Origin of the sequence: Kitasatospora sp. NBC_00458, assembly GCF_036013975.1 — a bacterium.
Classification (GTDB): domain Bacteria; phylum Actinomycetota; class Actinomycetes; order Streptomycetales; family Streptomycetaceae; genus Kitasatospora.
Genome location: NZ_CP107904.1, coordinates 6,058,740 through 6,083,115, shown reverse-complemented (window position 1 = coordinate 6,083,115; position 24,376 = coordinate 6,058,740). Strand labels below are relative to the sequence as shown.

The following is a 24,376-nucleotide window of genomic DNA, read 5'->3' as shown; positions in this document are numbered from 1 at the left end:
GGACGCGGGCCCGGGGACGCGGGCCGGAGCCACCGGCCGGACGAGCCCGGTGTCAGCCTGCGACGACGGTGCGACCGGCCCCCTCCGACACCCGCGCCCTCCAGTTCACCACGAGCGACCTGACCAGCAGCAGGACCGCGAGCCCGAGCAGCAGCGAGCTGCGGGACTGGTGCACGTGGAGCGCGGCGCCGACCCCGAACAGGCCGAGCCGGACGACGACCGTGCCCGACCAGGCCGCCACCGTGGCCCGGGTGCCCCGGGCCCACAGGCCGCCGTCCTCCGCACGCCAGATCCGGACGGTCCAGCCCCAGACGCAGCCCGTCGCGAGCACCGCCAGCAGTCCGCCGGCCAGGAGCGCGACGGAGGCCACCGGGTGCGCGTGGTCGACCAGCGCGGGGTCGCGCAGCGCGAGGCCGCCGAGGACCAGCGGGAGCACCCAGAAGCGGCGCTCGGTGTCCAGGCGCCGGGCGCGCATCTGGCGCCGGACCACCAGGACCGCCACCGCGATGATCACAACGACGTCGACGAGGGCGGGCATCGGGTTCTCCGTAACGGCGGGAGGGGCGGACTGACCCCTCCGACGCTACGGATCCGGCCGCACCGGCTGCTCGGAGCCGGGGTGGAACGCGGGTGGACCCGGCGACACGAGGGCCCTCCACCCACGGGTGGAGGGCCCTGCGGTCCGCGGCGGAGCCGGTGCTCAGGCGTCGATGCGCGAGCGGTCCAGGGTGGCCGCCGAGTCCACGATGAACTCCTTGCGCGGCGCCACGTCGTTGCCCATCAGCAGGTCGAAGATCTTCTCGGCCTGCTCCAGGTCGCCGAGGTTGATCCGGCGCAGCGTGCGGTGGCGCGGGTCCATGGTGGTCTCGGCCAGCTGGTCGGCGTCCATCTCGCCGAGGCCCTTGTAGCGCTGGACCGGGTCCTTCCAGCGCAGGTTCTTGCGCTGGAACTCCAGCAGGGTGGAGCGCAGCTCGGCGTCGGAGTAGGTGTAGTGGTACTTCTCCTGCCCGCGCTTGGGGTTGGTGAGCTCGATCCGGTGCAGCGGCGGCACCGCCGCGAACACCCGCCCCTGCTCGACCATCGGCCGCATGTACCGCTGGAAGAGCGTCAGCAGCAGGCAGCGGATGTGCGAGCCGTCGACGTCGGCGTCGGCCATGAAGATGACCCTGCCGTAGCGCGCCTGGTCGATGTCGAAGGTGCGGCCCGAGCCGGCCCCTATCACCTGGATGATCGCCGCGCACTCGGTGTTCTTGAGCATGTCGCTCACGGACGCCTTCTGCACGTTGAGGATCTTGCCGCGGATCGGCAGCAGCGCCTGGAACTCCGAGTTGCGGGCCAGCTTGGCGGTGCCGAGCGCGGAGTCGCCCTCGACGATGAAGAGTTCACTGCGGTCGACGTCGTCGCTGCGGCAGTCGGCCAGCTTGGCCGGCAGCGAGCTGGTCTCCAGCGCGGTCTTCCGGCGCTGCGCCTCCTTGTGCTGGCGGGCCGCGACGCGGGTCCGGGCGGCGGCGACCACCTTCTCCAGCACGGCCCTGGCCTGGACCTTCTCGTCCCGCTTGGCCGAGGTGAGGAAGGCCTTGAGCTCCTTCGCGACGACGGCAGCGACGATCCGGTTGGCCGCCGAGGTGCCGAGCACCTCCTTGGTCTGGCCCTCGAACTGCGGCTCGGCGAGCCGCACGGTGACCACGGCGGTGAGGCCCTCGGTCGCGTCGTCCTTGGTGACGTCGTCCTCGGCGACGCGCAGCAGCTTGCTGGCGCGCAGCACCTCGTTGACCGTCTTGGCCATCGAGCGCTCGAAGCCGGTGACGTGGGTGCCGCCCTTGGGGGTGGCGATGATGTTGACGAAGGAGCGCAGGGTGGTGTCGTAGCCGGTGCCCCAGCGCAGCGCGATGTCCACCCCGAGGTGGCGGGTGACCTCGGTGGGCGTCATGTGCCCGAGGTCGTCGAGGACGGGGACGGTCTCCTTGAAGGTGCCCTCGCCGGTCAGCCGCAGCACGTCGCTGATCGGCTTGTCGGGCGCCAGGAACTCGCAGAACTCGGCGATGCCGCCGTCGTAGTGGAAGGTCGACTCCTCGACCGCGTCGCTCTCGGTCAACCGCTCGTCACGGACCACGATGGTCAGTCCGGGGACGAGGAAGGCGGTCTGCCGGGCCCGGCTGTGCAGGCTCTCCAGGGCGAGCTTGGCGTCCTTGAGGAAGATCTGCCGGTCCGCCCAGTAGCGGATCCGGGTGCCGGTGCGGGTCTTGGGCACCTTGCGGACCCGGGTCAGCCCGTTGGCCGGCTCGAACGGGGCGTCCGGGCTGGTCTCGGTGAAGATCCCGGGGGTGCCGCGGCGGAAGCTGATCGCGTGGGTGTGGCCGCTGCGGTCGACCTCGACGTCCAGGCGGGCCGAGAGCGCGTTGACCACGGAGGCGCCGACGCCGTGCAGACCGCCGGAGGCCGCGTAGGAGCCGCCGCCGAACTTGCCGCCGGCGTGCAGCTTGGTCATCACGACCTCGACGCCGGACAGCCCGGTCTTGGGCTCGACGTCCACCGGGATGCCTCGCCCGTTGTCACGGACCTCGACCGAGGAGTCGTCGTGCAGCACGACCTCGATCCGGTCGCAGTGGCCGCCGAGCGCCTCGTCGACGGAGTTGTCGATGATCTCCCAGAGGCAGTGCATCAGGCCCCGGCTGTCGGTCGAGCCGATGTACATGCCCGGGCGCTTGCGGACCGCCTCCAGGCCCTCCAGGACGAGCAGGTGCCGAGCGGTGTAGTTGGAACCGTCGTCGCCGGCCAGCAGAGCGGACGGCACGGTCGTTTCGGCACTCACGCGGCACTCTCCTCGGTGATGTATCTGTCTCATCGGTCACATCCGGACGGGTCCGGACCGTCCGCCAGTGCAGCACACCGCACCGACAGCCGTTTCCCCTACGTGTGCACGCCCCTCCGCTGGGTGCACAGCACGGCGGACCGGTCCCGCGCAGCTTGTACGCGCTGCGCGAACAAGGGCCGCGCCGGATTCGGGCCGCCGGGGCTCCATCTCCTCCCGGTACCACCGGTCCTGGCGGATCGTGGGACCGGGCGCAGGCTCCGGAACTGCCGTTATGCAGGCTACCGGGGCCCGGGACGGGGCTTATGCTCCAACCCAGCAGAGGATTATGCTACGCGGACTCCGGCACCCGGTTCCGATCGGGCGTTCGAGCGGGAGACGGATCCTGGGATTCGGTACGCATGAACCACCGGCCCCCGGGGCACGTCCTCATCAACACAGCAGAATCCTCAGAGAAGAAAAGCCACGAGCGGGAACGTTTTCGGCCTGGTTGGATGTTGACCCTGGTACGACAGCTCGTCGAGCTAGAGAAGAGGCGACGTGACTACTGTTCTGACACCTGCGAGCCCGCTCACCGCGGCTGACCGCTGCGACCGCTGCGGCGCCCAGGCTTACCTGCGCGTCGTACTCGCAAGCGGTGGAGAGCTGCTCTTCTGCGCCCATCACGGCCGGAAGTTCGAGCCCGAGCTCAAGAAGATCGCCGTGGAGATACAGGACGAGAGCGGCCGGTTGAGCGGCACCGCCGCCACGGCCGACGAAGACGAGCGCTGATCCCGGGCGCCACGCAGCAGCAACCGACGTCGAGCTGTGACCGTTCGCGCACGGCGCGCGAACGGTGAGCCGGGCGGCCGACCCCTCCGGGGGCCGGCCGCCCGGCTCCGACGTTTTCCCGTCCGGGTGCTCTCCGCCCCCGCGCCGCCGACCGGTTACAGGACGCCGCGCACCGCGTCCGCGACCGCGCCGACCCGGGTGTAGACGCCGGGGTGGGCCGCCTCGGCGCAGCCCGTCCCCCAGGAGACCAGTCCGGCGAGCCTCCCGGCGACCACCAGCGGGCCGCCGCTGTCCCCCTGGCAGGCGTCCTTGCCGCCCTGCTCCTCGCCCGCGCAGACCATGCCGCGGGCGTCGAAACGGCCGTCCGAGCCGCCCGGGTAGGCCTCTGCGCAGGTCTGGTCCGGGATGATCGGGACGTCCACGCCACGGAGCGTGGGCGAGTAGTCACCGTGGCCGGTGCTGTCCCCCCAGCCGTAGACCTGCGCCCTGGTACCCGCGAGGTACGGCTCGGTCTCGTTCTGGCCGACCAGTTCGATCACCGGCCGGGCCCCCTGCGACTCGGCGAGGGTGACCACCGCCACGTCGTTCATGTTGGTGGCGAAGGAGTAGTCGGGGTGCACCCAGACCGCCTGCACCGGCACCTCGCGGCCGAGCGAGCCGCGCAGGTCGTCCCGGCCGACGACGACCTTCAGGCCCGGGCGGTCCACCCGCTGGCCCCTGGACTCGTCGTAGAAGCAGTGCGCCGCCGTCACCACCTTGGTCGGGGTGACCAGCGCCCCGCCGCAGAACTGCCCCGAGCGGCCGGCCCCGAACTGCTGGCGGCTGGCCAGCGCCACCACCCACGGCTGTCCGGCGGTGCTCGCCGCCACCCCGCCGACGATCCTCCCCTCCGCCCGGGCGGCCGGCGCCGCCGCCCCGAGGGCCAGCAGTGGCGCCGGCAGGGCTGCCAGCAGGGCCAGCAGTGCCGCGGCCCGGCGGCGGCGGGTCGGGGCGGCGGTCGGCAGGTCGGCGCGGTCCGGGCGGTCCGGGTTGGGCGACACCGTGTCTCCAGGTGGCTCGGCAGCAGGCAACCGGCACAGCGTAGGTGACCGACTACGGTGCGCGACCCGCTGCGGCCGCACCGCCACCCGGACGAGCGACAACGGCCACCCGGACGGTGACGCCGTCCGCCCCCGAACGGCCGGAAGGCCCGGAGCGTCCGCTCCGGGCCTTCCGACGGGACCTTCGACCGTCCGGCGATCAGTCCAGGTAGTCGCGCAGCACCTGGGAGCGCGACGGGTGGCGCAGCTTGGACATGGTCTTCGACTCGATCTGGCGGATGCGCTCACGGGTGACCCCGTACACCTTGCCGATCTCGTCGAGCGTCTTCGGCTGACCGTCCGTCAGGCCGAAGCGCATCGAGACCACGCCCGCCTCGCGCTCGGACAGGGTGTCCAGCACCGAGTGCAGCTGCTCCTGGAGCAGGGTGAAGGAGACCGCGTCGGCCGGGACGACCGCCTCGGAGTCCTCGATCAGGTCACCGAACTCGCTGTCGCCGTCCTCACCCAGCGGGGTGTGCAGCGAAATGGGCTCGCGGCCGTACTTCTGGACCTCGATGACCTTCTCGGGGGTCATGTCGAGTTCCTTGGCCAGCTCCTCCGGGGTGGGCTCGCGGCCCAGGTCCTGGAGCATCTGGCGCTGGACGCGGGCCAGCTTGTTGATGACCTCGACCATGTGCACCGGGATGCGGATGGTGCGGGCCTGGTCGGCCATCGCCCGGGTGATCGCCTGACGGATCCACCAGGTCGCGTAGGTCGAGAACTTGTAGCCCTTGGTGTAGTCGAACTTCTCGACCGCACGGATCAGGCCCAGGTTGCCCTCCTGGATCAGGTCCAGGAAGAGCATGCCGCGGCCGGTGTAGCGCTTGGCCAGCGAGACCACCAGGCGGAGGTTGGCCTCCAGTAGGTGGTTCTTGGCCCGGCGGCCGTCCTCGGCGATGATCTCCAGCTCGCGCTTGAGCTTGGGGGCCAGCTTGTCGGCGGCCGAGAGCTTGTCCTCGGCGAACAGGCCGGCCTCGATGCGCTTGGCGAGCTCGACCTCCTGCTCGGCGTTGAGCAGCGGGACCTTGCCGATCTGCTTCAGGTAGTCCTTGACCGGGTCGGCGGTGGCACCCGCCACGGCGACCTGCTGGGCCGGCGCGTCGTCCTCGTCGTCGTCGGAGAGGACGAAGCCCTCCGACTCCTCCTCCGGGGCGTCGCCCTCGGGAGCGGCCTTGTCGGCCGGCAGGGCTGCGTCCTCCAGCAGCTCCTCCTCGCCGAGCAGCTCCTCCTCGCCGCCCTTGGCGGTCTTGGCGGTGGTGGTCTTCTTGGCGGCGGTCTTCTTGGCCGGGGCGGCGGCCTTCTTGGCGACCGCCTTCTTGGCGACGGCCTTCTTGGCGACCGTCCGCACCTCGGTGACGACGGTGGTCGTCTCCTCGACGGTGATCTCGGCGGACACCGTGCCGACCGACGCGGCGGCGGCCGCGACCGCCGGGGCGGAGACGGGCGCACCGGGCGCGATGCGCACGGGCGGCTTGGTCGGGGCCGACGGGGTCCGGGTGGTGACCGCCTTGGTGGCGGTGCGCTTGGCGGGGCTCTTGGCGGCAACGCTCTTGCGCTTGGCGCCGGCCGGTTCGGCCGCGCTGACCATGAGATCCACCCCCTCCTCAATCAGAACCTGGTTGAGGCTGCGCATGACGTTCTTCCACTTGGTGACCGGGATCTGGTCCGCCTCGAACGCCTGGCGCACGTCGTCACCGGCGATCTGCCCCTGGGCCTTGCCCCGCTCGATGAGAGCCAGCAGAGCCGCGGACTCGGCGATCTCGGGGGGAAGCGAACGGGATGTGCTGGCCGACACGAACAACCTCTCGGACGATGAGTGGACTCGAACCCGTACCGGCCGCCCGAGCGGGCGGGGAAGGAGATCGCGCGTCGGGCACGCGGTGTCGATTCCGACCGACTCGGGCTTGAGGACTGGGTTTGCAGGACGGCAGCAGCGCCGCGGACCAACACAGCATTCTGACATGTTGGGTTATTCCGGAGCTGCTCCCGCTCAGGAGACATCGCTGCTACTCGTCAAGTGTTACGCATGGCCTTCGTGTCGCGGGTCACACCGTTCGTGTCCACGGCCCGGGGCCTCCCTCCATCATCCCCCACTCGCGCCGAAGCTCATCACCATGGACACGACAGTTCGGCCACCGGGGCGACGCCCGGCGCCGGACGCGCCCCCGGCGGGCCGGGCACGCAGAGGCCCTCCGGCTGCGCCGTGGCGGCAGCCGGAGGGCCGGTGGTCGCGGGGAACGGGGGGAACACGCGGTCCCGGACGGACCGCTCAGTGCTCCCGGGGCGCCGGAACCGACGGCTCGACCTCGGGGTGGACGGTGAGCAGCGCCCGCATCGCGGCCTCGGCGGCGGTGCCGTCGCCGGCCCCGAGCGCCTCCACCAGCCGGGCGTGCAGACCGACCGAGGCCTCGACCGGCCGCTCGCAGGCGGTGACCGGACCGCCGGACACCTGGAGCGCGCAGGCGACGATCCCGGAGAGGTGCTCCAGCATCCGGTTGCCCGCCAGCTGCAGGACCAGCCCGTGCAGCTCGGCGTCGGCCCGGCTGAAGGTGGAGAGGTCGGCCTGGGCGGCGGCGTGGCCCATGATCTCGACCAGCTCGGCGAGTCGCTGCTGGACGTCCTCCCGGCCGTGGCCGGAGGCGATCCGGGAGGCCAGCGGCTCGATCGCCCAGCGGAGCTCGAACAGCTCCCGGCGCTGCTCGTCCCGCTGCGGGCCGAAGGCGCGCCACTCGATGATGTCCGGGTCGAGCAGGTTCCAGTCGCTGACCGGGCGGACCCGGGTGCCGACGTTCGGCCTGGCACTGACCAGGCCCTTGGCCTCCAGCACGCGCAGCGACTCGCGGACGACGGTGCGGGAGACCTCGAACCGCTGGCCGATCTCCTCGGGGACGAGCGGCCGGTCGGCGCCGAGGTCACCGGAGACGATCATCTGGCCGAGCTGCTGGACCAGCTGGCCGTGCAGGCCGCGGCCGCGGCTGCTGGTGGTCTTGCGGCCGACCCGGGCGAGGTCCGACTCGGCGCCCTCCCAACGGGGCGCCGGCGGGGTCGGCCGGTCGGCGTACGAGAAGCGGTCCAGGTCGGCGGGGCCGGGGATGGCCCCGTCGGCGGAACGGGCAGGGGTCATGGTGGGGTGCGCAAGGGTACTCACAGGTCCTTTGTCGGCGATCGGGGGGCACAGCTTGAGAATTCTCGTGAAAAGCACACGAAAGGGTGATCGACCGTGACTGGATAATTGACTTCTTATCAGGAAGAAACGCTCATTGCGGTCACTGCTGGTCGATCTTGGCGAACCGCCCGGCCCGGCGGCGACTCGGAGCGCCCGGCGCCCCGGAGTCCCCGGCGGCTCGGAACCCCCGTCGGCCCCGAACGCCCGCCGGCTCGAAACGCCCGGCGGCTCGGAACACCCGGCGGCTCAGAACGCCCGGCGCCGGGCCTGGACCACCAGGACGGTCAGCAGCAGCACGAAGGCCGGCGCCGTCACCGCGGCCAGCAGCGCCGGATCCGTCAGCGCCGATCCGCCCTCCGCAACCCGGCGGTCCCCGCCGTACACCCATCCGTACGCCCACTCGACCCCGGACTGGAACGGCAGCAGCTCCGCCGCCCGGGTCGGCCAGGCCGTCCCGGTCTGCCGCAGCAGCAGCGCCACGCCGGACTCCAGCAGCGGCGGCAGCGCGCAGAGCAGCAGCACCCCCGCGGCGGCGCTGCGGGTGAGCGAGGCCGTCAGCACCCCGGTCCAGCCCGCCACGACCGTCAGGAGGACGAAGGCCAGCAACGCGGCCGGCACACCCTGCCCGGCCGCCAGCGCCAGCGGGGCCAGCACGGTCGGCAGCTCGCCGAGCCCGCCCAGCCCGGCCGAGGCCAGCGCCTCCGCCACCCGACCGGAGAGCGCGGCCGGGTCGGACCAGGCCGTGACCGTCACCCCCGCCGGCAGCGCGAAGTGCACGGCCACGGCGTCCACCAGCAGCGTGACCAGGCCCAGCACCCCCGCCACCGCACCGGTCACCAGCAGCTTGGCCGCCAGCAGCCGCACCCGGCGCGGGTACGACACCCGCGAGGCCGCCAGCCCCGGGTGCCGCACCTCGTGCCCGTACGACAGGGCCCCCAGCACCCCCGCCGCCAGTGCCGCCAACGGCAGCGGAACCAGCGGCACCGTCGCCGTCAGCAGCCGGACCCCCGCCGCCCCGTCCAGGCCCCCGTCGGGCGCCTGTCCTGCCAGCACGGCGGCCACCGCCGCGTCGCAGAGCACCACCGCGGCGAGCAGCAGCCAGGTGGAACGCAGGCCGCGCAGCCGGCGCAGCTCATAGGCCAGAACTCGCACGGTTCACTCGCTCCGAAGGTCGATGGTGGCGGGGGTGACGGGAAGGACGGCGGACCCGCGGTCGGGCACCTCCGCGGTGGCCGGCCCACCGGTGTTCCACACGGGGGCCGGAGCCGGGGCCGGAGCGGGGGCGGGCGCAGGGGCGGGGGCCGCCGGGAGCGGGCGGGCCGGGGCGGCGGTGGCACGCTCGCGCACCCCGGCCGGTCCGGACTGCGCGGTCGCGGCAGGGGCCGGGGCCGGGGCCTGCCGGGCGGCACCGGTGCGCCGGGACCGGTCGGCGGGCCCGGTGGCCGGGTGGCCCGCGGCCTGGGTGAGGCGGCCGAGGCGGATGGTGTCCTCGGCCGGCAGCGCGTCCGCGGGCCCGGCCCGGTCGTGCGTTTCGGACACCGGGGTCACGCCGGACCGGGTCAGGCTGTCCAGGCCGTCCCGGAAGAGCCGGTCCACGGCCACCGTCGGGGAGGTGTCCGCCTCCTCGTCGACCGGCGCGGCGGCGGCCGGTGCCGGGACGGGGGCCGGTGCGGGCGCGGGCGTCGGGGTCGGCGGCGGTGTGGTTCCGGGGCGCCGCGCCGCGCGCCGGGCGGCCCGGGCCGTGATCGCGGACAGCGCGGTCGCCGCCGAGACCGCGACCGGGGCCACCGTCGGCCCGGGCGTGACCGGTAGGGCGACGGTGGGCGGGGGCACCTGCTCCCGCTCGGCGGCGGATGGCTGCGGCACCGGGACCGGAGCCGGAGCCGAAGTCGGGGCCGAAGTCGGGGCCGGGGCCGGGGCCGCCGACACCTGCGGCATCGCGACCGTGTGGTCGGCGGCTCCGACCTCCCGCTCGACACCCGCCCGCGGACTCCCGTCGGACCGGTCGGCCTGCTGCGTCGCCGGGCGGGCCCGGCCCGCCCCGCTCCGGACCGTGAGGTGGCCGGAGCGGCCGGAGCCGTCCGGCAGGGCGGCCCGGGGTGCCGGCTGCTCGACCACCCGGTCGGCCAGTTCGTGCAGCAGGATGCCGTTGCGGTAGGCGAGTTCACCGATCTCGGTGCGGCCGATCCCGGCCACCGCGAGACCCGCCCCGCCGTCCCGGCGGACCTGTGCGCCCCGGCCGACCAGCAGATCGGCGAGCCGGGCCATCTGCGGCCCGCGGACGGCGACCTCCGGGCTGAGCCGGGTGCGCCGGAACTCCGTCACCGGCTGGTCCGCCACCAGTCGGCCCTGGTCCAGGGTGACCACCCGGTCGGCGAGCTGCGAGGCGTCCTGCGGCGTGCGGGTGGTGACCAGTACGGTGCCGCCCGCGACACCGAAGGACCGCAGGAAGGACTGGAACCACTCCGCGTTGCGCGGCGAGAGCCCCTCGGTCGGCGCGTCCAGCAGCAGGATCCCGGGGTCGCCGAGCAGTGCCGCCGCGAGGGCCAGCCGACGGTGCATCCCGGGCGAGAACGTCCGCAGGCGCTGGTCGGCGACGGCCGCCAGCCGGGTCTGTTCGAGCAGTTCGTCGGCCCGGCTCGCCGGGACCCCGACGGCGGCCGCCAGCATCCTGAGGTGGCCGCGCGCCTTCCGCCCGGGGTGCCCGGCGGTGTCCGCCGCCGCGTCCGCACCGCCCGCTCCGGGCAGCACCACACCGACCTCGCGCTCGGGCCGGCGCAGCCGGCGGTAGGTGCGGCCCTCGAAGAGCGTGACGCCCCGTCCGCGTTCGAGTTCGAGCATCAGCCGCAGGGCGGTCGACTTGCCCGCGTCCTCCGGGCCGAGCAGCGCCGTCACCATGCCGGGGCGGGCGTCGAAGGTCAGATCCAGCACCGCCGGCGGACCGCCCCTGCGGTAGACCTTGGTCAGTCCGGTGATCTGGATCATCGCTGGCTGCTCCCATGCCTCGGCCGACCCGGTCTGCGTCGCGGCGCGGGGTCGCGCCCGCACGGCTCCGCGCCAGCACATTAGGGGGCCGTACCGGAGATTCCGGGCATTGCGGGAGTGGCACGGGCCCGGTGCCCGCACACCTCACCCGATCAGGGGACGATCCGATCCCGCGACGGAGACCGGTGTCCCCCGGCCGGGCGAGGCGGGGCCCGGAGGCGCGGGGTGGGAGCGCGGTGACGCACCGGTAGCACCCGGCGGGCCCGGGCGACACCCGGGCGGCGGCGTCGGAGGAGGAGCGGAGGAGGAGCGGAGGAGCGGAAGAGGGGGCGGAGGTAGTGCCCGTGGGAGTGCCGGGCGGGGCGTCGGCGGCTCAGGCCTCCGGGCGCAGCATCGGCGGGTTGAGCACGTTGGCCCCGCCGGAGGTGAACAGCTGTGCCGGGCGTCCGCCCTGACGTGTCGTGGTGCCGCCCGAGGGCAGCAGGAAACCCGGCGTGCCGGTCACCTTGCGGTGGAAGTTCCGCGGGTCGAGCACCACGCCCCAGACCGCCTCGTAGACCCGGCGCAGCTCGCCGACGGTGAACTCGGTCGCACAGAAGGCCGTCGCCAGCGAGGAGTACTCGATCTTGGAGCGGGCGCGCTCCACCCCGTCGGCCAGGATCAGTCCGTGGTCGAAGGCGAGCGGGACCCCGTCGACCGGGTCCGGGCCGAGCAGTTCGGTGACCGGGGCCCAGCGGGCGCTGCTGGCGTCGCCGCCGGCGCGCGGGGTCGGCAGGTCCGGCGCGAGGACCAGGTAGGCCACGCTGACCACCCGCATCCGGGGGTCGCGCTGGGGGTGGCCGTAGGTCGCGAGCTGTTCCAGGTGGGCGCCCGCGGTACCGGGGCCGACCGCGTCGTGGCCCGGAGCGGAGTAGGCGCGCAGGCCCGTCTCCTCGGCCAGCTCCCGGGAAGCCGCCTCGGCGAGGCCCTCGCCGGGCCGGACGAAACCCCCGGGGAGGGCCCAGTAGCCCTGGTAGGGCGGCTCACCCCGTCGGACCAGCAGGGCGCAGAGTGCGTGCTCGCGCACCGTCAGCACCACCAGGTCGACCGTGACAGCGAACGGGGGGAAGGCCGACGGGTCATAACGCGACATGGCGACGATCATAGTCGTCTCTCTGACGATAAGCACAGGCCCGCGTACGGACCGTCCGCGCGGGGCGGGCCGACGGACGGCCGGGCCCGCCCCGCGCGGGGACGCCGCGTCAGCGGGCGACCAGCTGCAGCTCGGCGGACGCCTCCTCGACCATCGCGACGCCGATCCGGCTGACCCGCACCGAGAACGGCTCGCCCGCCACCCGCAGTCCGGTCAGCTCCAGCTCTCCGAGCGGCGCGGTGCTGGCCGGGCGGACCAGCACCCGCCCGCCCGGGACGTCGGGCCGGACGCCGGCCAGCGCGAACACCGCGTGCACGGCCCCGGCGGCCGAGACCGCGGCCGGCCGGCAGGCACCCGGGTGCGGCACCGGGGGGAAGCCCGGCGTCCGCTGCTCCCCCGCGTACATCTCGGGCAGCCGGCCCTCGAAGTGGGCGGCCGCTCCGAGCAGGCCCTCCAACAGTGCCCCGGCCTCGTTCTCGTGACCGGCCTCGGCGAGACCGGCGACGGCGAGGGCGGTCTCGTGGACGCGCACCGCGCCACTGCGGTGGCCGAGCGGGTTGAACCTCGGCGACTTGGCGCTGAGGGTGCGCAGACCCCAGCCGCTGTCGAGCTCCGGCGCGGCCAGACGCTGGGCGAGCAGCCTGGTCTGCTCGCGGTCGAGCAGGCTCTCGTGCCGACCGCCCTCGGCGGAGAGCCCGGGGTCGAGGAGGTGGACCAGGCCGGAGGCGAGGGCGGGCAGCGGCTGGCCGCCCGGGGCCAGGCCGGCGGCCGGGCGGCCGCCGGAGAGGTCGTCCACCCAGAACCGGTCACGGAACCGTGCGCGCAGTCCGGCCGCCCAGCTCCGCCACTCCTCGGCGCCGGGCCGGCCGAAGGCCGCCAGCAGGTCGGCGCCGTGCAGGGCGGCGCGGTGTGCCTGGGCCTGGACCTCCGCCCGGGCGGGCACCGGGTGGGCGGACCGCTCCTCGACCGGGCGGCTCAGGTCGGTGACGAAGCCGTCGACCAGGCCGTCGCGCAGTGCCGACAGGGCGCGCTCGGCGGCCGGGAGCAGCTCGGCGACCTCCTGCCGGGGCAGGCCCCAGCGCCACGCCTCGGCCAGCACGGTGACGAACAGCAGCGTCGCCTCGGTGGCGGTGCAGGTCGGCGGCAGCTCGGGGCCGCCGTGCCGCAGGGCTCCGGGCAGCAGCCCCTCGGTGCGGCGACCGCCCTGGCCGGGGGCGGACGCCGGCTGCTGGCGGCGGGCCAGGGCCCGGAGGGTGCCGGCGGCGAGCCGGGTGCCGAGCGGGAGGGCCATCCGGGCCGCCCAGAGCGCGTCGGCCGGGGCGAGCCCGAACCGCCAGGGCGCGCCGGAGGCCGCGTAGAGGTCGGTCGGCCGGTCGGGGTCGGCGAAGAGCAGTCCGCCGAGGGTGTCCAGGGAGCGCGCCACCACCAGGGCGGCCCGGGGGTCGTCGCAGCGCACCTCGGGCTCGGCCCAGGGCAGCGGGACCCCGGTGCCCCGGCCGCCGGGCGGCCGGGGGCCGGGCGCGGTGCTCTCCAACCCGACCCGCAGCTCGACCGACCAGCGGGCCCCGGGCTGGACCTCCAGGTCCCAGCGCAGCACGCCGGCGCCGGCCAGCACGGCGTGCGGCGAGGGCTGGGCGCTGACCGTGGCGCTGTGGGCGGGGCCCGCCCAGCGCAGGCCGGAGGACTGCACCTGGCCGGGCAGGTCCGCCGTCCGGTGCCCGGCGGCGATCTCGCCGACCGGGCCGAGGTCGGTACCGAGCGCGATCTCCAGCGGGAGCCGGGCCGCGCGGCTGCCGGTGTTGCGCACCGTGACGGTCTCGACGCCGTCGGCGTGGCGCAGGCGCTCGACGGTGAGGGCCGGATCGGGGTCGGGGTCGCCGGGGATGCGGACGGCGCCGAGGAAGCGGGCCTGGGCCGCGGTGGTCAGGGTGCCCTGGAGCGGGAGCGGCTCGATCCCGCCGATTCGCAGCTCCATCCGGGCCACCACCCGGACGCCCGAACGGTAGAAGCCGTGCAGGCCGTGCCCGCGCAGCTGGCCGTCCGGACCGGACGCGGCCATCGCCGGAGCGTTGACGCAGAGCACCGCGTGGTGCGCGGCGGCCGGCTGCGGGCGCGGCGGCACGGACCGGGCCTGGCCGCCGGGTGCGCCGGGCTGCGCCTGGTCCGGTCGGCCGACCGGTCTGGGCGCGCCGACCACACTCTCGGCCGGCATGGCGGCCTGTGGTGGCCTCATCGCGGTCACCGGACTCTCCTCCCCTCGGCGGTCCGGTGGCCGGTCAGGGCCTGTGGGCCGCGAGCATGTTCGATCGCGTGCTGGTCGTGTCGGGCCGGCGGACCTCCCCGCCGGCCGGTGCTCCGTGCCTGGCCGTACCCGGTGCCGGGCCGTGCCATGCGGTGCGCGGTACCGGGGTACCGGCCCCGCGCCGTTCCCGGGCCCTGCCGGGTCGGTGCCCCGCGCCCCGTGCGCCCCGCTGCCCGGAACCGCGGACCGGGGCCCGGTCCGGTTCCGTACCCCGGTACCCGGCGGCGTCGCCGTTCCGGCCGTCCTGTCGGGCGGTGCTCCTGGTCCGGCGGCGGGTCCGGAGGCGGTGTGACTCCCGGCACAGCGCCCCCGGGGTGAACGCCGGAGACCGGCCACAGGTCACGCCCGCCCCGTCGGCCGCGGCACCCGCCCGGGGTACCGGGCCTCCGTACCGCCGGTTCCGGTGGCCCCGCCGGGGCTTCGCCGCCGCTCCGTCCGGTGGCGCCGTTCGTCGGCCGCGCGGACCGCCGGGGCCGGTCCGCGGGGTGGGCGGTCCCGGACGACGGGCCGCCCGACCGGTGCCCGGCCGCGGCCAGGATACGGTGCGGTGATCGCGCCCCCGCCACCGGCAACCCCGGTCGGGTCCGGCGCGATCGCTGTGACCAGCAGAGACCGAGGAGTTGTATGTCCACCCCCAGCCGGCTGCCCGGGATCGTCATCACCGACCACGTCTTCGAACTGCCCCTCGACCACAGCGCACCGCAGGTCGAGCAGATCGAGGTCTACGCCCGCGAGGTGGTCGCCCCGGGCCGTGCGAAGGACGCCGACCTGCCCTGGCTGCTCTTCCTCCAGGGCGGACCGGGCGGCAAGGCCGGCCGCCCGCTCGGCCGGGACGGCTGGCTGGAGCGCGCCCTCGACGACTACCGGGTCCTCCTCCTCGACCAGCGCGGGACCGGGCGGTCCACGCCGGCGACCCGGCAGACGCTCGCCCGGCGGGGCGGTGCCAAGGAGCAGGCCGACTACCTGGCGCACTTCCGCGCGGACTCGATCGTGCGGGACGCCGAGCTGATCCGGCGCCGGCTGCTCGGCGAGGACCGCCGCTGGAGCGTGCTCGGCCAGAGCTTCGGCGGCTTCTGCACCCTCACCTACCTCTCGATCGCACCCGAGGGACTGGACCAGGCCTTCATCACGGGTGGCCTCGCCGGTCTGCGGAGTTCCGCCGACGACGTCTACCGGGCCGCCTACCCCAGGGTCGTCCGCAAGAACGAGGGCCACTACGAGCGGTTCCCGCAGGACGTCGCGGCGGTGCGGCGGATCGCCGCCCACCTCGCCGACTCCCCCGCCGCCCTGCCCGGCGGGGGGCTGCTCACCGTCCGCGCGTTCCAGGCGCTCGGTCTGCTGCTCGGCGGCGGCAGCGGCTCCGGCACCCTGCACTACCTGCTGGAGGAGGCCTGGGTGGAGGGCACGGCCGGGCCCGAGCTCTCCGACACCTTCCTGGCCGGCGCCGAGGCGCAGCTCTCCTTCGCGCAGGGCCCGCTCTACGCCGTCCTGCACGAGTCGATCTACGGCCAGCGCTCGGTGGACCCGGCGGGCACCGCGTGGTCCGCGGGGCGGGTCCGCGCGGAGTTCCCGGAGTTCGACGCCGCGGCCGCCCTGGAGTCCGGCGCCCCGGTGCTGTTCACCGGGGAGATGATCTACCCCTGGATGTTCGACACCGACCCGGCGCTGCGCCCGCTGAAGGAGACCGCGGATCTGCTCGCGGCCCGCACCGACTGGCCCGACCTGTACGACCCGGCGCGGCTCGCCGCCAACGAGGTGCCGGTCGTGGCGGCCGTCTACCACGACGACATGTACGTCGACACGGCCGACTCCTTGGAGACCGCCCGGTCCGTCCGGGGGCTGCGGACCTGGGTCACCGACGAGTGGGAGCACGACGGCCTCCGGGTCAGCGGCGGCAAGGTGCTCGACCGCCTGATCGCGATGGCCCGCGGCGAGGCGTAGCCGCCCGCCGTTCGCGGATCTCCGGGGCCCCGGCCCCGCCCGGTCCGGCCCCGCCCCTCGGGCGGCCGGACCGGAACGGAGCCGGACCGGGCGGGCCTCCGGGGTCACCGGGCGCTCCGGGCCCCGGCCGGCGCACCCCGCACGCCCCGGCAGCGGCCCCGTCGGGCGGAGGCCTGGGCGGCCGGTGCCGCCCAGGGTGCGGGGCGGCCGACCCGCGCACCGCGGGCGGAGCACGGCCGCTCCGCCGGACTGCGCCCCGGCAGCCTCCGGGTGCGCGGCACCGGCTCCGCTCCGGACCGGCCGCCCCCGCCCCCGCCCCCGCCTCGGCCGGACGGATCCTCCGGCCCCGACGAACCGGGCTGACCCGGCTGACCCGGCTGCCCCGGGGCCGCCGCCGACTCGGGCCGTGCTCCGGCCGAGTGCCCGGGACCGTCGGAGGCACCGGCCACCGGGCCCGACACCCCACCGGGCGGTGGCGTCCCCTCCCGCCCGGCCCGGCGGGCACGCCTGCGCCGACGACGGGCCTTCGCCGCGCCGGCGCCGCCCGTCCGGTCGGGTCCTCCGCTCGCGTCGGGCCGGGCCGGATCGCCCGCTCCCCCGTCGCCGGGGCCGGTCTCACCCTCTTCACCGCCCGCCGGCCCGGGACCGGCGGGCGCGGCGTCGGGACACCCCGCACCGCTCCGTCCGGGTGCGGCCCGCCCGTCGTCGACCGGCTCGGGCACGGGTGCCCGGTCCGCCCCCAGCCCCTGCTCCCGCTCGGTGCGGCGGCGGCGCTCCGCCTCCACGCTCACCAGCAACGACTCGGGTGTGAACCCGCCGTTGAGCGACTCGTACAGGAGCTGGGCCAGCAGGTAGGACGGGGCGAGCCGGAGCGTGTGGGCGAGCACCACCCGCGCCGTGGCGGTGTCCCCCGCGACCCAGGAGACCCAGGCCAGCAGGGTGAGCGGCGGCGCGGCGTAGCCCGTGTGGGGCGGCACGCAGCGGGTGGCGAGGAACCGCCAGAGCCGCTGCGCGGGCGCGAGCTCGGCCGGCCTCGCGTACTCGGCGGCGCGGTCCCGGACCACCCGGTCCTGGAGCGCCAACAGCAGCCGGGCCGTGCGGTCCTCGTCGAGCTCGGTGGCGCCCGCCGTGAACTCGCCCACCGCCCGGTCGAGCAGCCGGGCGGTCTCCTGCCGGTCGAGCACCGGTCGCCGCCCCGCCGCCCGGCCCTCGGCCCGGGCGATCGCCCGCCGCTGGAGGGCCGCCAGGGGCGGGCCGACCGGCGCCAGCGCGGCGACGATCTCCTTGCGGCTCCCGCGCGGGGCGAGGCCCGCGACGGTGGCGGCCACCGCGACCGGGCCCGGCCCGGGGCCGCTGCCGACCGGGTTGCCCGCCGGATCGCAACGGCACCCGTCGCTCCGGCAGAGGAAGGACCACCAGCGGCCTCCCGAGACGCAGAGCGACTCCTTCACCGGAACCCCGCGGCCCTCGAAGGCCAGCCGCAACCGCTCGGCGAGCGGCCGCAGCCGCTCGTCCACCGGCGGGCCGTGGTCCCGGCCGGGATCCTGGCAGAGGTAGAGGAGGACCTGGACCGGCCGCTCCCCCTGCCGCTCGGAGAGCCCCACCAGGAGGGCGGCCGTCTCCTCGGCGGCGGCCGGCCACTCCGCGGCCGACGCGGGGATGTCCAGCCGGATCACCCCGCCCTGGCGGAGGTCCGGCGCCTGGAGGCCGACCGCGACGATGCTGTCGTCCGGGAAGAACCCGAGGAGGTAGGGCAGCAGCTCGGCCATGTCGGCCGGGCCCCGCATGGTGATCGGACGGCCGCCGGGGCCGTCGCCGAAGGGGAGCGCGATGCGTTCGTCGTTCATGGGCGGAAGACTGGCGCAATTCACCGGGTGCCCCGGATTTTTCTTTCTGCCCTGTGGATAAACCCCGCCTGTGCATAACTCCTCCCCCGTTCGGGTCAACGCGCACCACTCCCCCGGGGGACATTCGACCTCCGTCCAGCGGAACATCCGATGAAATACGACCCCGTTCCACCCGGCCGTCACCGGTCGCCGTTCGCCCGTTGTCGGCACCTCGGGGTTACATGGACGCCATGCAGCAGCCGAAGACCCACAGCACCGCCACCGCCGCCGACCGTGCCGAGGTCCGGACCCGGGCCGAGGCCGTCCTGCGCGAGCTGGCCGGCCCCGGCGCCGTGCTCCGCGACGACCAGTGGACGGCCATCGAGGCGCTGGTCGTCGACCACCGCCGGGCCCTCGTGGTCCAGCGCACCGGCTGGGGGAAGTCCGCCGTCTACTTCATCGCCACCTCCCTGCTGCGGGCCCGCGGCGCCGGACCGACGGTCATCGTCTCGCCGCTGCTCGCCCTGATGCGCAACCAGGTGGAGTCCGCCGCCCGGGCCGGCATCCGCGCCCGCACCATCAACTCCGCCAACACCGACGAGTGGGACGCGATCCAGGCCGAGGTCGCGGCCGGCTCCGTGGACGTCCTGCTGGTCAGCCCGGAGCGGCTGAACAACCCGGACTTCCGCGACCAGGTGCTCCCCAAGCTCGCCGCGTCCACCGGCCTGCTGGTGGTCGACGAGGCCCACTGCATCTCCGACTGGGGCCACGACTTCCGCCCCGACTACCGCCGGCTGCGCACGATGCTCGCCGACCTCTCGCCGGGCGTCCCGGTGCTGGCCACCACCGCCACGGCCAACGCCCGGGTCACCGCCGACGTCGCCGAACAGCTCGGCACCGGCGCCGGCGACGCGCACGCCCTCGTGCTGCGCGGACCGCTCGACCGCGAGAGCCTCACCCTCGGCGTGCTCGCCCTGCCCGACCCCGCGCACCGGCTGGCCTGGCTGGCCGACCACCTCGACCGGCTGCCCGGCTCCGGCATCGTCTACACCCTGACGGTCGCCGCCGCGGACGAGGTGACGGCCTTCCTGCGCGAGCGGGGCTTCGCGGTGGCCTCCTACTCCGGCCGCACCGAGGACGCCGAGCGCCGCACCGCCGAGGCCGACCTGCTGGCCAACCGGGTCAAGGCGCTGGTCGCCACCTCGGCACTGGGGATGGGCTTCGACAAGCCGGACCTCGGCTTCGTGGTCCACCTCGGCTCGCCCAGCTCCCCGATCGCCTACTACCAGCAGGTCGGCCGGGCCGGGCGCGGTGTGGACCGGGCCGAGGTGCTGCTGCTGCCCGGGCGGGAGGACGAGGCGATCTGGCGGTACTTCGCCTCGCTGGCCTTCCCGCCCGAGGAGCAGGTGCGCCGGACCATCGACGCGCTCGCCGAGGCCGGTCGGCCGCTCTCCACCGCCGCGCTGGAGCCCCGGGTGGACCTCCGCCGCGCCCGGCTGGAGACGATGCTCAAGGTCCTCGACGTCGACGGCGCCGTCCGGCGGGTGAAGGGCGGCTGGACGGCCACCGGGCAGAGCTGGGAGTACGACACCGCCCGCTACGCCAAGGTGGCCGCCTCCCGCGAGGCCGAACAGCGGGCGATGCGCGAGTACGCGGCGTCCACCGACTGCCGGATGGAGTTCCTGCGCCGGCAGCTGGACGACGACCGGGCCGCACCCTGCGGCCGGTGCGACAACTGCGCGGGTCCGCTGCACGGGCCGGAGGTGTCGGCCGAGGCCCTGGAGGCGGCCCGGGCCGCGCTCGGCCGCCCCGGGGTCGGCTTCGAGCCCCGCCGGCTCTGGCCCACCGGGATGGACGCGCTGGGCGTGCCGCTCAAGGGCCGCATCCCGGCCGGCGAGCAGGCCGAGACCGGCCGGGCGCTCGGCCGGCTCTCCGACATCGGCTGGGGCAACCGCCTGCGGACGCTGCTCGCCGACCAGGCCCCCGACGCGCCGGTCCCCGGTGAGGCGGTGGACGCCCTGGTGACGGTGCTGGCCGACTGGGCGCGCGGTCCGGGCGGCTGGGCCGGCGCCGCGACGGCCGACGGCGCCCGGCTCGACCGCCCGGTCGGCGTCGTGACCATGGCCTCCTCCCGCCGGCCCCGGCTGGTCGGCAGCCTGGGGGCCCGGATCGCCGAGATCGGGCGGCTGCCCCTGCTCGGGCAGATCGCCTACGCGACCGGGCAGCCGCCGCAGGGGTCGCGCAGCAACAGCGCCCAGCGGCTGAACGCGCTGGCCGGTGCGCTCGTCCTGCCCCCGGAGCTGGAGGCCGCGGTGGCGGCCGCGGGCGGGCCGGTCCTGCTGGTGGACGACCTGGTCGACTCCGGGTGGACGGTCACCGTGGCCGCCCGGCTGCTGCGCCGCGCCGGGGCGAGTGCGGTGCTGCCGCTGGTGCTGGCGGTGCAGGGCTGACCGCCCCCGTGGCGCCCCGGGGGCAGCCCGGGGACAATATGATCCCTATCACTCGAATGGAGTAATGAGGGAGATCACCGGAACGGCGGCGCACCCGGCGGCCGACGCCGGGGCCGCCCTCGGCGAAAAGAGGAGGTGAAGTCACCCTGGGCCACTTCGCGTCGCCGTCCGACCCGCCCGGATCACAGTCCGGCGGCAGTCGGGTAGCGCGCGCACGAACGTGGAATATATCCGGCAGAACGTTGGCTTTCGGGCGGCGTTCATCATTTCATCGTTGCCGCTCCACCCCGTCTACCCTGAGAATTGGACCGTACCCGGAACCCGGTCCTTTCGACCAGGTCTTCGGCGTACGCAGGTACCCGCGCGCCCGTGGGTCGGGAAGGAGGATCGTGATCAACGGCATCGACCGAGGTCAGTATCCCCTCGCCCGGAGTTCGGCGCTCAGACGGGTGCTCGACCTGGAGACCTGGACGGCCTCGGGGATCCCGCTGCTCCGCGATCCGCGGGAGTTCGTGCTGGAGCTGCACCAGCGCCACCTGCCCCAGCCCGGCACCGTCGTGGTCGCCGTCCTGGACGCTCAGCACCGGCTGGTCGCCTCGGCCTCGTTCGCGCCGCGGCCCCACCACGAGGACGGCTGGCTGCACCGCAACGCGATCCTCACGCACCTGCGCCAGGTCATCCCGCACGACCTGCGCCTCCCCGCCCCGACCCGGACGGCCGTGCTGCTGCGCTGCCGGGAGGGCGCGGCGGGCTGGACGGAGCAGGACGGCGCCTGGATGTGGGCGCTCCAGGACGCGGCCCCCCTGCACGGGCTGCGGTGCGGCTCGTACATCGCCCTGACACCGGCGGGCTGGCAGATCCTCGGCGACGGACGGAGCGGACGCAATCCGCACGCGGGTTCGTGGGCGGAAGGACCGGTCCACACCGTGACGGAGCTGCCGCCGCGCTCGGCCCTGGACGGCCCGCGCGGCCAGCGGCCGCTGCGGCAGGCGGCACCCGAGCGGCCCCAGCGCGGGGAGCGGCCCCAGCGGCCGCGCCCGTCCGAGCTCCCGTGGGCACCCGCCCGGGTCACGGCCATCGAGCCGGCACGCCGCACCGGCACCCGCTGACGCGACCGGCGCCCCCGCTCCCGGCCCCCGCTCCGACGGGACGGTGCCGGGACCCCGGGGGCCCGGGCGTTCGCAACGTTCGGCTCCCGTCGGCCACCGACGACCGGCCGCCGGTCCGGCTCCGCCCCGCCCCGTCCTGCCCCGCCGCTGACGCGTCCCGGCGGAAACAGCACGCCCGGACACAGCGCGCCCGGACACAGCGGGGCCGGAAAGCAGCGGAACCGGAAAACAGCGGGGCCCGGCACCAGCGGTACCGGGCCCCGTCGGTCCAGGGGGTCTCAGGCGGGCAGTCGTCCGGCGGTCGGTGCTCCGGCGGCCGCGAGGGAGGCCGGAGCGGGAGCGGCGCCACCGCAGACCACCAGCAGCGTGTCCGCGTGCTGGAGCGCCTTGGTGTGCGCGGCGGCGGCGTGGCCGGCCGAACCGCCGTTGACGACCAGCACGACCACCGCGCGGCGGACCGGGCGGGTCAGACCGGCGTCGGCGTAGAACACGTCACCGCCCTCGGCGAGCTGCGCCCAGTAGCGCTCCTCGCCGAAGGTGAGTTCGTGCTGCTGCCACGGGTGGGCGGCGCCGACCGTCAGCACCAGGATGTCGCCGGGGTCGCGGCCGGAGTCCAGCAGCCGGTCGACGGTCTCGTCGGCCCGGTCGAGGGCCTCCGCTCCGTTCGCCGGGACGTGCCGGACCTCGACCGGTGCGGGCCGCGACGGCGGGCGCGGCGGGGTGGGCTTGGGGATCTGGTTCGGGCGCGGCGGCGGCCCCGGACGGTCCGCACGCGCGGGCGCCGGACGCGGCGGCACCGGCCGCGGCGCCGCGGGGCGCGGGCCCGGCACCCTGGCCGGCGCGGGGACCGCGGCCGACGGTACGGCGGTGGTCGCGCCGGTGGTGGCAGGCGCGCGGAGGGCTTGTGCGTCCGACTCGCGGGGGCTGGGAACGCCGGGGCCCGGGAGGCTCTCGCTGATTTCCGGCTCCTCGGGGAAGACAGGCATACCCGGATATCTATCAAATGCCGGTCGGACGCGCACGGGCGCCCCACCATTTGGGCACTGCGGACCTCCCGGAACGCACACCCACCGGTGCCGACGGCCCGTCAGAACCCGAGTGACAGCTGTTCGCCGACCGGCTCTGCCGAACCCGGTCCGCCCGCTCCGGTGAGCGGCCGGTCACGCTTCAGGTGGCGCCACTCGGGCAGTCCGTCCAGGTACGCCCAGGAGAGGCGGTGGTGCTCGGTCGGCCCGAGCTCCTCCAGCGCGGCCCGGTGGACCGGCGACGGGTAGCCCGCGTTGTCGGCGAAGCCGTACGCGGGGTGCGCCTCGCCCAGTTCCGCCATCAGGCCGTCACGGTGCACCTTGGCGAGCACCGAGGCGGCCGACACGCAGATGCACGACTGGTCGCCCTTGATCACCGTGCGGACCCGCCACGGACCGCCGAGGTAGTCGTGCTTGCCGTCCAGGATCACCGCGTCCGGCTCCACCGGCAGCGCCTCCAGCGCCCGCACGGCGGCCAGCCGCAGTGCGGCCGTCATCCCCAACTCGTCACACTCCAGCGCCGAGGCGTGACCGAGCGCGTACGCGGTGACCCAGTCGGCGAGGACGGGGGCGAGCGCCTCGCGGCGGAGTTCGGTGAGCAGCTTGGAGTCGGTCAGGCCCTCCGGCGGCTTGCGCAGTCCGGTGACGGCCGCACCGACGGTCACCGGCCCGGCCCAGGCGCCGCGCCCGACCTCGTCGAGGCCGACCACGACCTTGGCGCCGGCCCGCCGGAGCGAGCGCTCGACGGAGTGCGTCGGCGGGACGATGGGCATGGTGGAGTCCGTTCAGCTGGGCGGACTCCAGCGTATTCCACCCGCCGGGAGGCCCGGAACGACGGCCCGACGACCGGCCCGGCCGACCCGACCGACCACCCGCCCCGCGCCACCCGCCCACCACCACCCCGACGGGCCCTCCCGGCGCCCCGCCCTCAGCTCCGCATCAGCGGGACCAGGACCTCGTCCACCAGCTCGGTCGCGAACTCCGGCCCCACCTGCCCGCCGCAGATCTTGACCCGGTACAGCAGCATCGCCGGCGCCAGGTCGGCGACCATCGGGGTGACGGCACCGGGCCGCACGTCGCCGCGCTCGGCGCCCCGCCGGAGGATGTCCAGGATGACCCGCTTGGTCGGTTCGATCACCCGCTGGGCCATGAAGTCCTTGAACAGTTCGGCCTGTTCCTGGTCGAGCTCGGCCATCAGCGCGTGCATCGCCCCGCCGGAGCGCGAGTGGACGACGGCGGCGAAACTCTCGATGAGGTGGAGCAGTTCGTCGCGGGCGGACCCGAGGTCCGGCGTGTCGGAGGGGCGTGGCAGAGTGGAGTCCAGGGCGTCGATGACCAGTTCGACCTTGGACGCCCACCGCCGGTACAGCGCGGCCTTCCCGGTCCGGGCGGCACCGGCGACCCCCTCCATCGTCAGCCGTGCGAATCCGCCGGAGGTGAGCTGGTCGAGCGTCGCTTCGAAGATCGCGACCTCCAGTTCCTTCCCCCGCCGTCGCACCGGTCGGCGCAGGACCTCTGCCGCGACCCGCACGGGACAGGGCCCCGAGGCGGTCTCGACCACCCGCTCGGCCGGCCGGTCGACCACCCGGCCCACCGACCGGTCCGTCGCCTGGCGCCGCACCAACTGATCCATCGTCACCAGCCCTAAGGAACGCTTGCGTTCATAATCTCGACCACGATATCGTCCACAGTAGTGAACGATTCCGTTCCTTCATAGTCCGCGGGACGCCGTCGGACCGTGCCGGACCCCGGGTCCGAAGTATACGAAGCAATAGCCA

General features: G+C 75.2%; 17 protein-coding genes. 4 read left to right on the top strand and 13 right to left on the bottom strand.

From position 1 onward, the window contains the following. Nucleotides 1-52: 52 nt before the first annotated feature. Both OG550_RS25350 and OG550_RS25345 read right to left on the bottom strand, forming a co-directional pair. Nucleotides 53-538, bottom strand: a complete 486-nt coding sequence (locus tag OG550_RS25350; protein ID WP_327681231.1) for a DUF1453 domain-containing protein — start codon at nucleotides 536-538, stop codon at nucleotides 53-55. Between the two features lie 162 nt (nucleotides 539-700). Next, nucleotides 701-2,812, bottom strand: coding sequence for a DNA gyrase/topoisomerase IV subunit B (locus OG550_RS25345; protein ID WP_327681229.1), 2,112 nt, complete (start codon nucleotides 2,810-2,812; stop codon nucleotides 701-703). Nucleotides 2,813-3,352: 540 nt separating this feature from the next. On the opposite strand from OG550_RS25345, the gene OG550_RS25340 reads away from it, so the two are divergent. Then, nucleotides 3,353-3,583 (top strand): DUF7455 domain-containing protein, encoded by a 231-nt coding sequence (locus OG550_RS25340; protein ID WP_327681226.1) that lies wholly within the window; start codon nucleotides 3,353-3,355, stop codon nucleotides 3,581-3,583. A gap of 155 nt (nucleotides 3,584-3,738) precedes the next feature. Here OG550_RS25340 and OG550_RS25335 read toward each other — a convergent pair whose 3' ends face one another. From OG550_RS25335 to OG550_RS25305, 7 genes are all read right to left on the bottom strand, one after another. Next, on the bottom strand, nucleotides 3,739-4,623 hold the full coding sequence (locus OG550_RS25335; protein ID WP_327681224.1) for a S1 family peptidase: 885 nt from the start codon (nucleotides 4,621-4,623) through the stop codon (nucleotides 3,739-3,741). 199 nt (nucleotides 4,624-4,822) lie between these two features. Continuing rightward, complete coding sequence (locus tag OG550_RS25330) at nucleotides 4,823-6,463, bottom strand: RNA polymerase sigma factor (protein WP_327681222.1); 1,641 nt, start codon at nucleotides 6,461-6,463, stop codon at nucleotides 4,823-4,825. A gap of 468 nt (nucleotides 6,464-6,931) precedes the next feature. After that, entirely contained in the window at nucleotides 6,932-7,864 is a 933-nt protein-coding gene (locus OG550_RS25325; protein ID WP_327681220.1) for a FadR/GntR family transcriptional regulator, read from the bottom strand. Nucleotides 7,865-8,074: 210 nt separating this feature from the next. Continuing rightward, complete coding sequence (locus OG550_RS25320; protein WP_327681219.1) at nucleotides 8,075-8,980, bottom strand: hypothetical protein; 906 nt, start codon at nucleotides 8,978-8,980, stop codon at nucleotides 8,075-8,077. A gap of 3 nt (nucleotides 8,981-8,983) precedes the next feature. Further along, complete coding sequence (locus OG550_RS25315) at nucleotides 8,984-10,813, bottom strand: ATP-binding cassette domain-containing protein (protein ID WP_327681217.1); 1,830 nt, start codon at nucleotides 10,811-10,813, stop codon at nucleotides 8,984-8,986. 373 nt (nucleotides 10,814-11,186) lie between these two features. Beyond that, nucleotides 11,187-11,945 carry an NUDIX hydrolase gene (locus OG550_RS25310; RefSeq protein ID WP_327681215.1) on the bottom strand — a complete coding sequence of 253 codons (759 nt, stop codon included), beginning with the start codon at nucleotides 11,943-11,945 and terminating at the stop codon, nucleotides 11,187-11,189. A gap of 109 nt (nucleotides 11,946-12,054) precedes the next feature. Next, nucleotides 12,055-14,178 (bottom strand): glycogen debranching N-terminal domain-containing protein, encoded by a 2,124-nt coding sequence (locus OG550_RS25305; RefSeq protein WP_327684131.1) that lies wholly within the window; start codon nucleotides 14,176-14,178, stop codon nucleotides 12,055-12,057. A 693-nt stretch (nucleotides 14,179-14,871) separates the two neighbouring features. Here OG550_RS25305 and OG550_RS25300 point away from each other — a divergent pair. Beyond that, nucleotides 14,872-16,188 carry an alpha/beta fold hydrolase gene (locus tag OG550_RS25300; protein WP_327681213.1) on the top strand — a complete coding sequence of 439 codons (1,317 nt, stop codon included), beginning with the start codon at nucleotides 14,872-14,874 and terminating at the stop codon, nucleotides 16,186-16,188. Nucleotides 16,189-16,292: 104 nt separating this feature from the next. Here OG550_RS25300 and OG550_RS25295 read toward each other — a convergent pair whose 3' ends face one another. Further along, complete coding sequence (locus OG550_RS25295) at nucleotides 16,293-18,035, bottom strand: DUF4192 domain-containing protein (protein WP_327681211.1); 1,743 nt, start codon at nucleotides 18,033-18,035, stop codon at nucleotides 16,293-16,295. Nucleotides 18,036-18,265: 230 nt separating this feature from the next. Between OG550_RS25295 and OG550_RS25290 the strand changes: the two genes are divergently transcribed. Further along, nucleotides 18,266-20,464, top strand: a complete 2,199-nt coding sequence (locus OG550_RS25290; protein WP_327681209.1) for a RecQ family ATP-dependent DNA helicase — start codon at nucleotides 18,266-18,268, stop codon at nucleotides 20,462-20,464. Nucleotides 20,465-20,853: 389 nt separating this feature from the next. Continuing rightward, nucleotides 20,854-21,573 (top strand): hypothetical protein, encoded by a 720-nt coding sequence (locus tag OG550_RS25285; protein WP_327681208.1) that lies wholly within the window; start codon nucleotides 20,854-20,856, stop codon nucleotides 21,571-21,573. A 278-nt stretch (nucleotides 21,574-21,851) separates the two neighbouring features. Here OG550_RS25285 and OG550_RS25280 read toward each other — a convergent pair whose 3' ends face one another. The 3 genes from OG550_RS25280 to OG550_RS25270 all read right to left on the bottom strand — a co-directional run bounded on the left by OG550_RS25280 (nucleotide 21,852) and on the right by OG550_RS25270 (nucleotide 24,231). Beyond that, nucleotides 21,852-22,559, bottom strand: coding sequence for a hypothetical protein (locus OG550_RS25280; protein WP_327681207.1), 708 nt, complete (start codon nucleotides 22,557-22,559; stop codon nucleotides 21,852-21,854). Between the two features lie 101 nt (nucleotides 22,560-22,660). Then, nucleotides 22,661-23,371 (bottom strand): ribonuclease HII, encoded by a 711-nt coding sequence (locus tag OG550_RS25275; protein ID WP_327681205.1) that lies wholly within the window; start codon nucleotides 23,369-23,371, stop codon nucleotides 22,661-22,663. Nucleotides 23,372-23,526: 155 nt separating this feature from the next. Continuing rightward, entirely contained in the window at nucleotides 23,527-24,231 is a 705-nt protein-coding gene (locus OG550_RS25270; protein WP_327684129.1) for a TetR/AcrR family transcriptional regulator, read from the bottom strand. Nucleotides 24,232-24,376: the final 145 nt, after the last annotated feature.

What these genes read in the sequence shown, in the direction of transcription:
- OG550_RS25295 (WP_327681211.1), bottom strand. Translation starts at nt 18,035, where the DNA reads ATGAACGACGAACGCATCGCGCTCCCCTTCGGCGACGGCCCCGGCGGC.
- OG550_RS25280 (WP_327681207.1), bottom strand. Translation starts at nt 22,559, where the DNA reads ATGCCTGTCTTCCCCGAGGAGCCGGAAATCAGCGAGAGCCTCCCGGGC.
- OG550_RS25350 (WP_327681231.1), bottom strand. Translation starts at nt 538, where the DNA reads ATGCCCGCCCTCGTCGACGTCGTTGTGATCATCGCGGTGGCGGTCCTG.
- OG550_RS25310 (WP_327681215.1), bottom strand. Translation starts at nt 11,945, where the DNA reads ATGTCGCGTTATGACCCGTCGGCCTTCCCCCCGTTCGCTGTCACGGTC.
- OG550_RS25275 (WP_327681205.1), bottom strand. Translation starts at nt 23,371, where the DNA reads ATGCCCATCGTCCCGCCGACGCACTCCGTCGAGCGCTCGCTCCGGCGG.
- OG550_RS25290 (WP_327681209.1), top strand. Translation starts at nt 18,266, where the DNA reads ATGCAGCAGCCGAAGACCCACAGCACCGCCACCGCCGCCGACCGTGCC.
- OG550_RS25270 (WP_327684129.1), bottom strand. Translation starts at nt 24,231, where the DNA reads ATGGATCAGTTGGTGCGGCGCCAGGCGACGGACCGGTCGGTGGGCCGG.
- OG550_RS25315 (WP_327681217.1), bottom strand. Translation starts at nt 10,813, where the DNA reads ATGATCCAGATCACCGGACTGACCAAGGTCTACCGCAGGGGCGGTCCG.
- OG550_RS25305 (WP_327684131.1), bottom strand. Translation starts at nt 14,178, where the DNA reads ATGAGGCCACCACAGGCCGCCATGCCGGCCGAGAGTGTGGTCGGCGCG.
- OG550_RS25300 (WP_327681213.1), top strand. Translation starts at nt 14,872, where the DNA reads ATGTCCACCCCCAGCCGGCTGCCCGGGATCGTCATCACCGACCACGTC.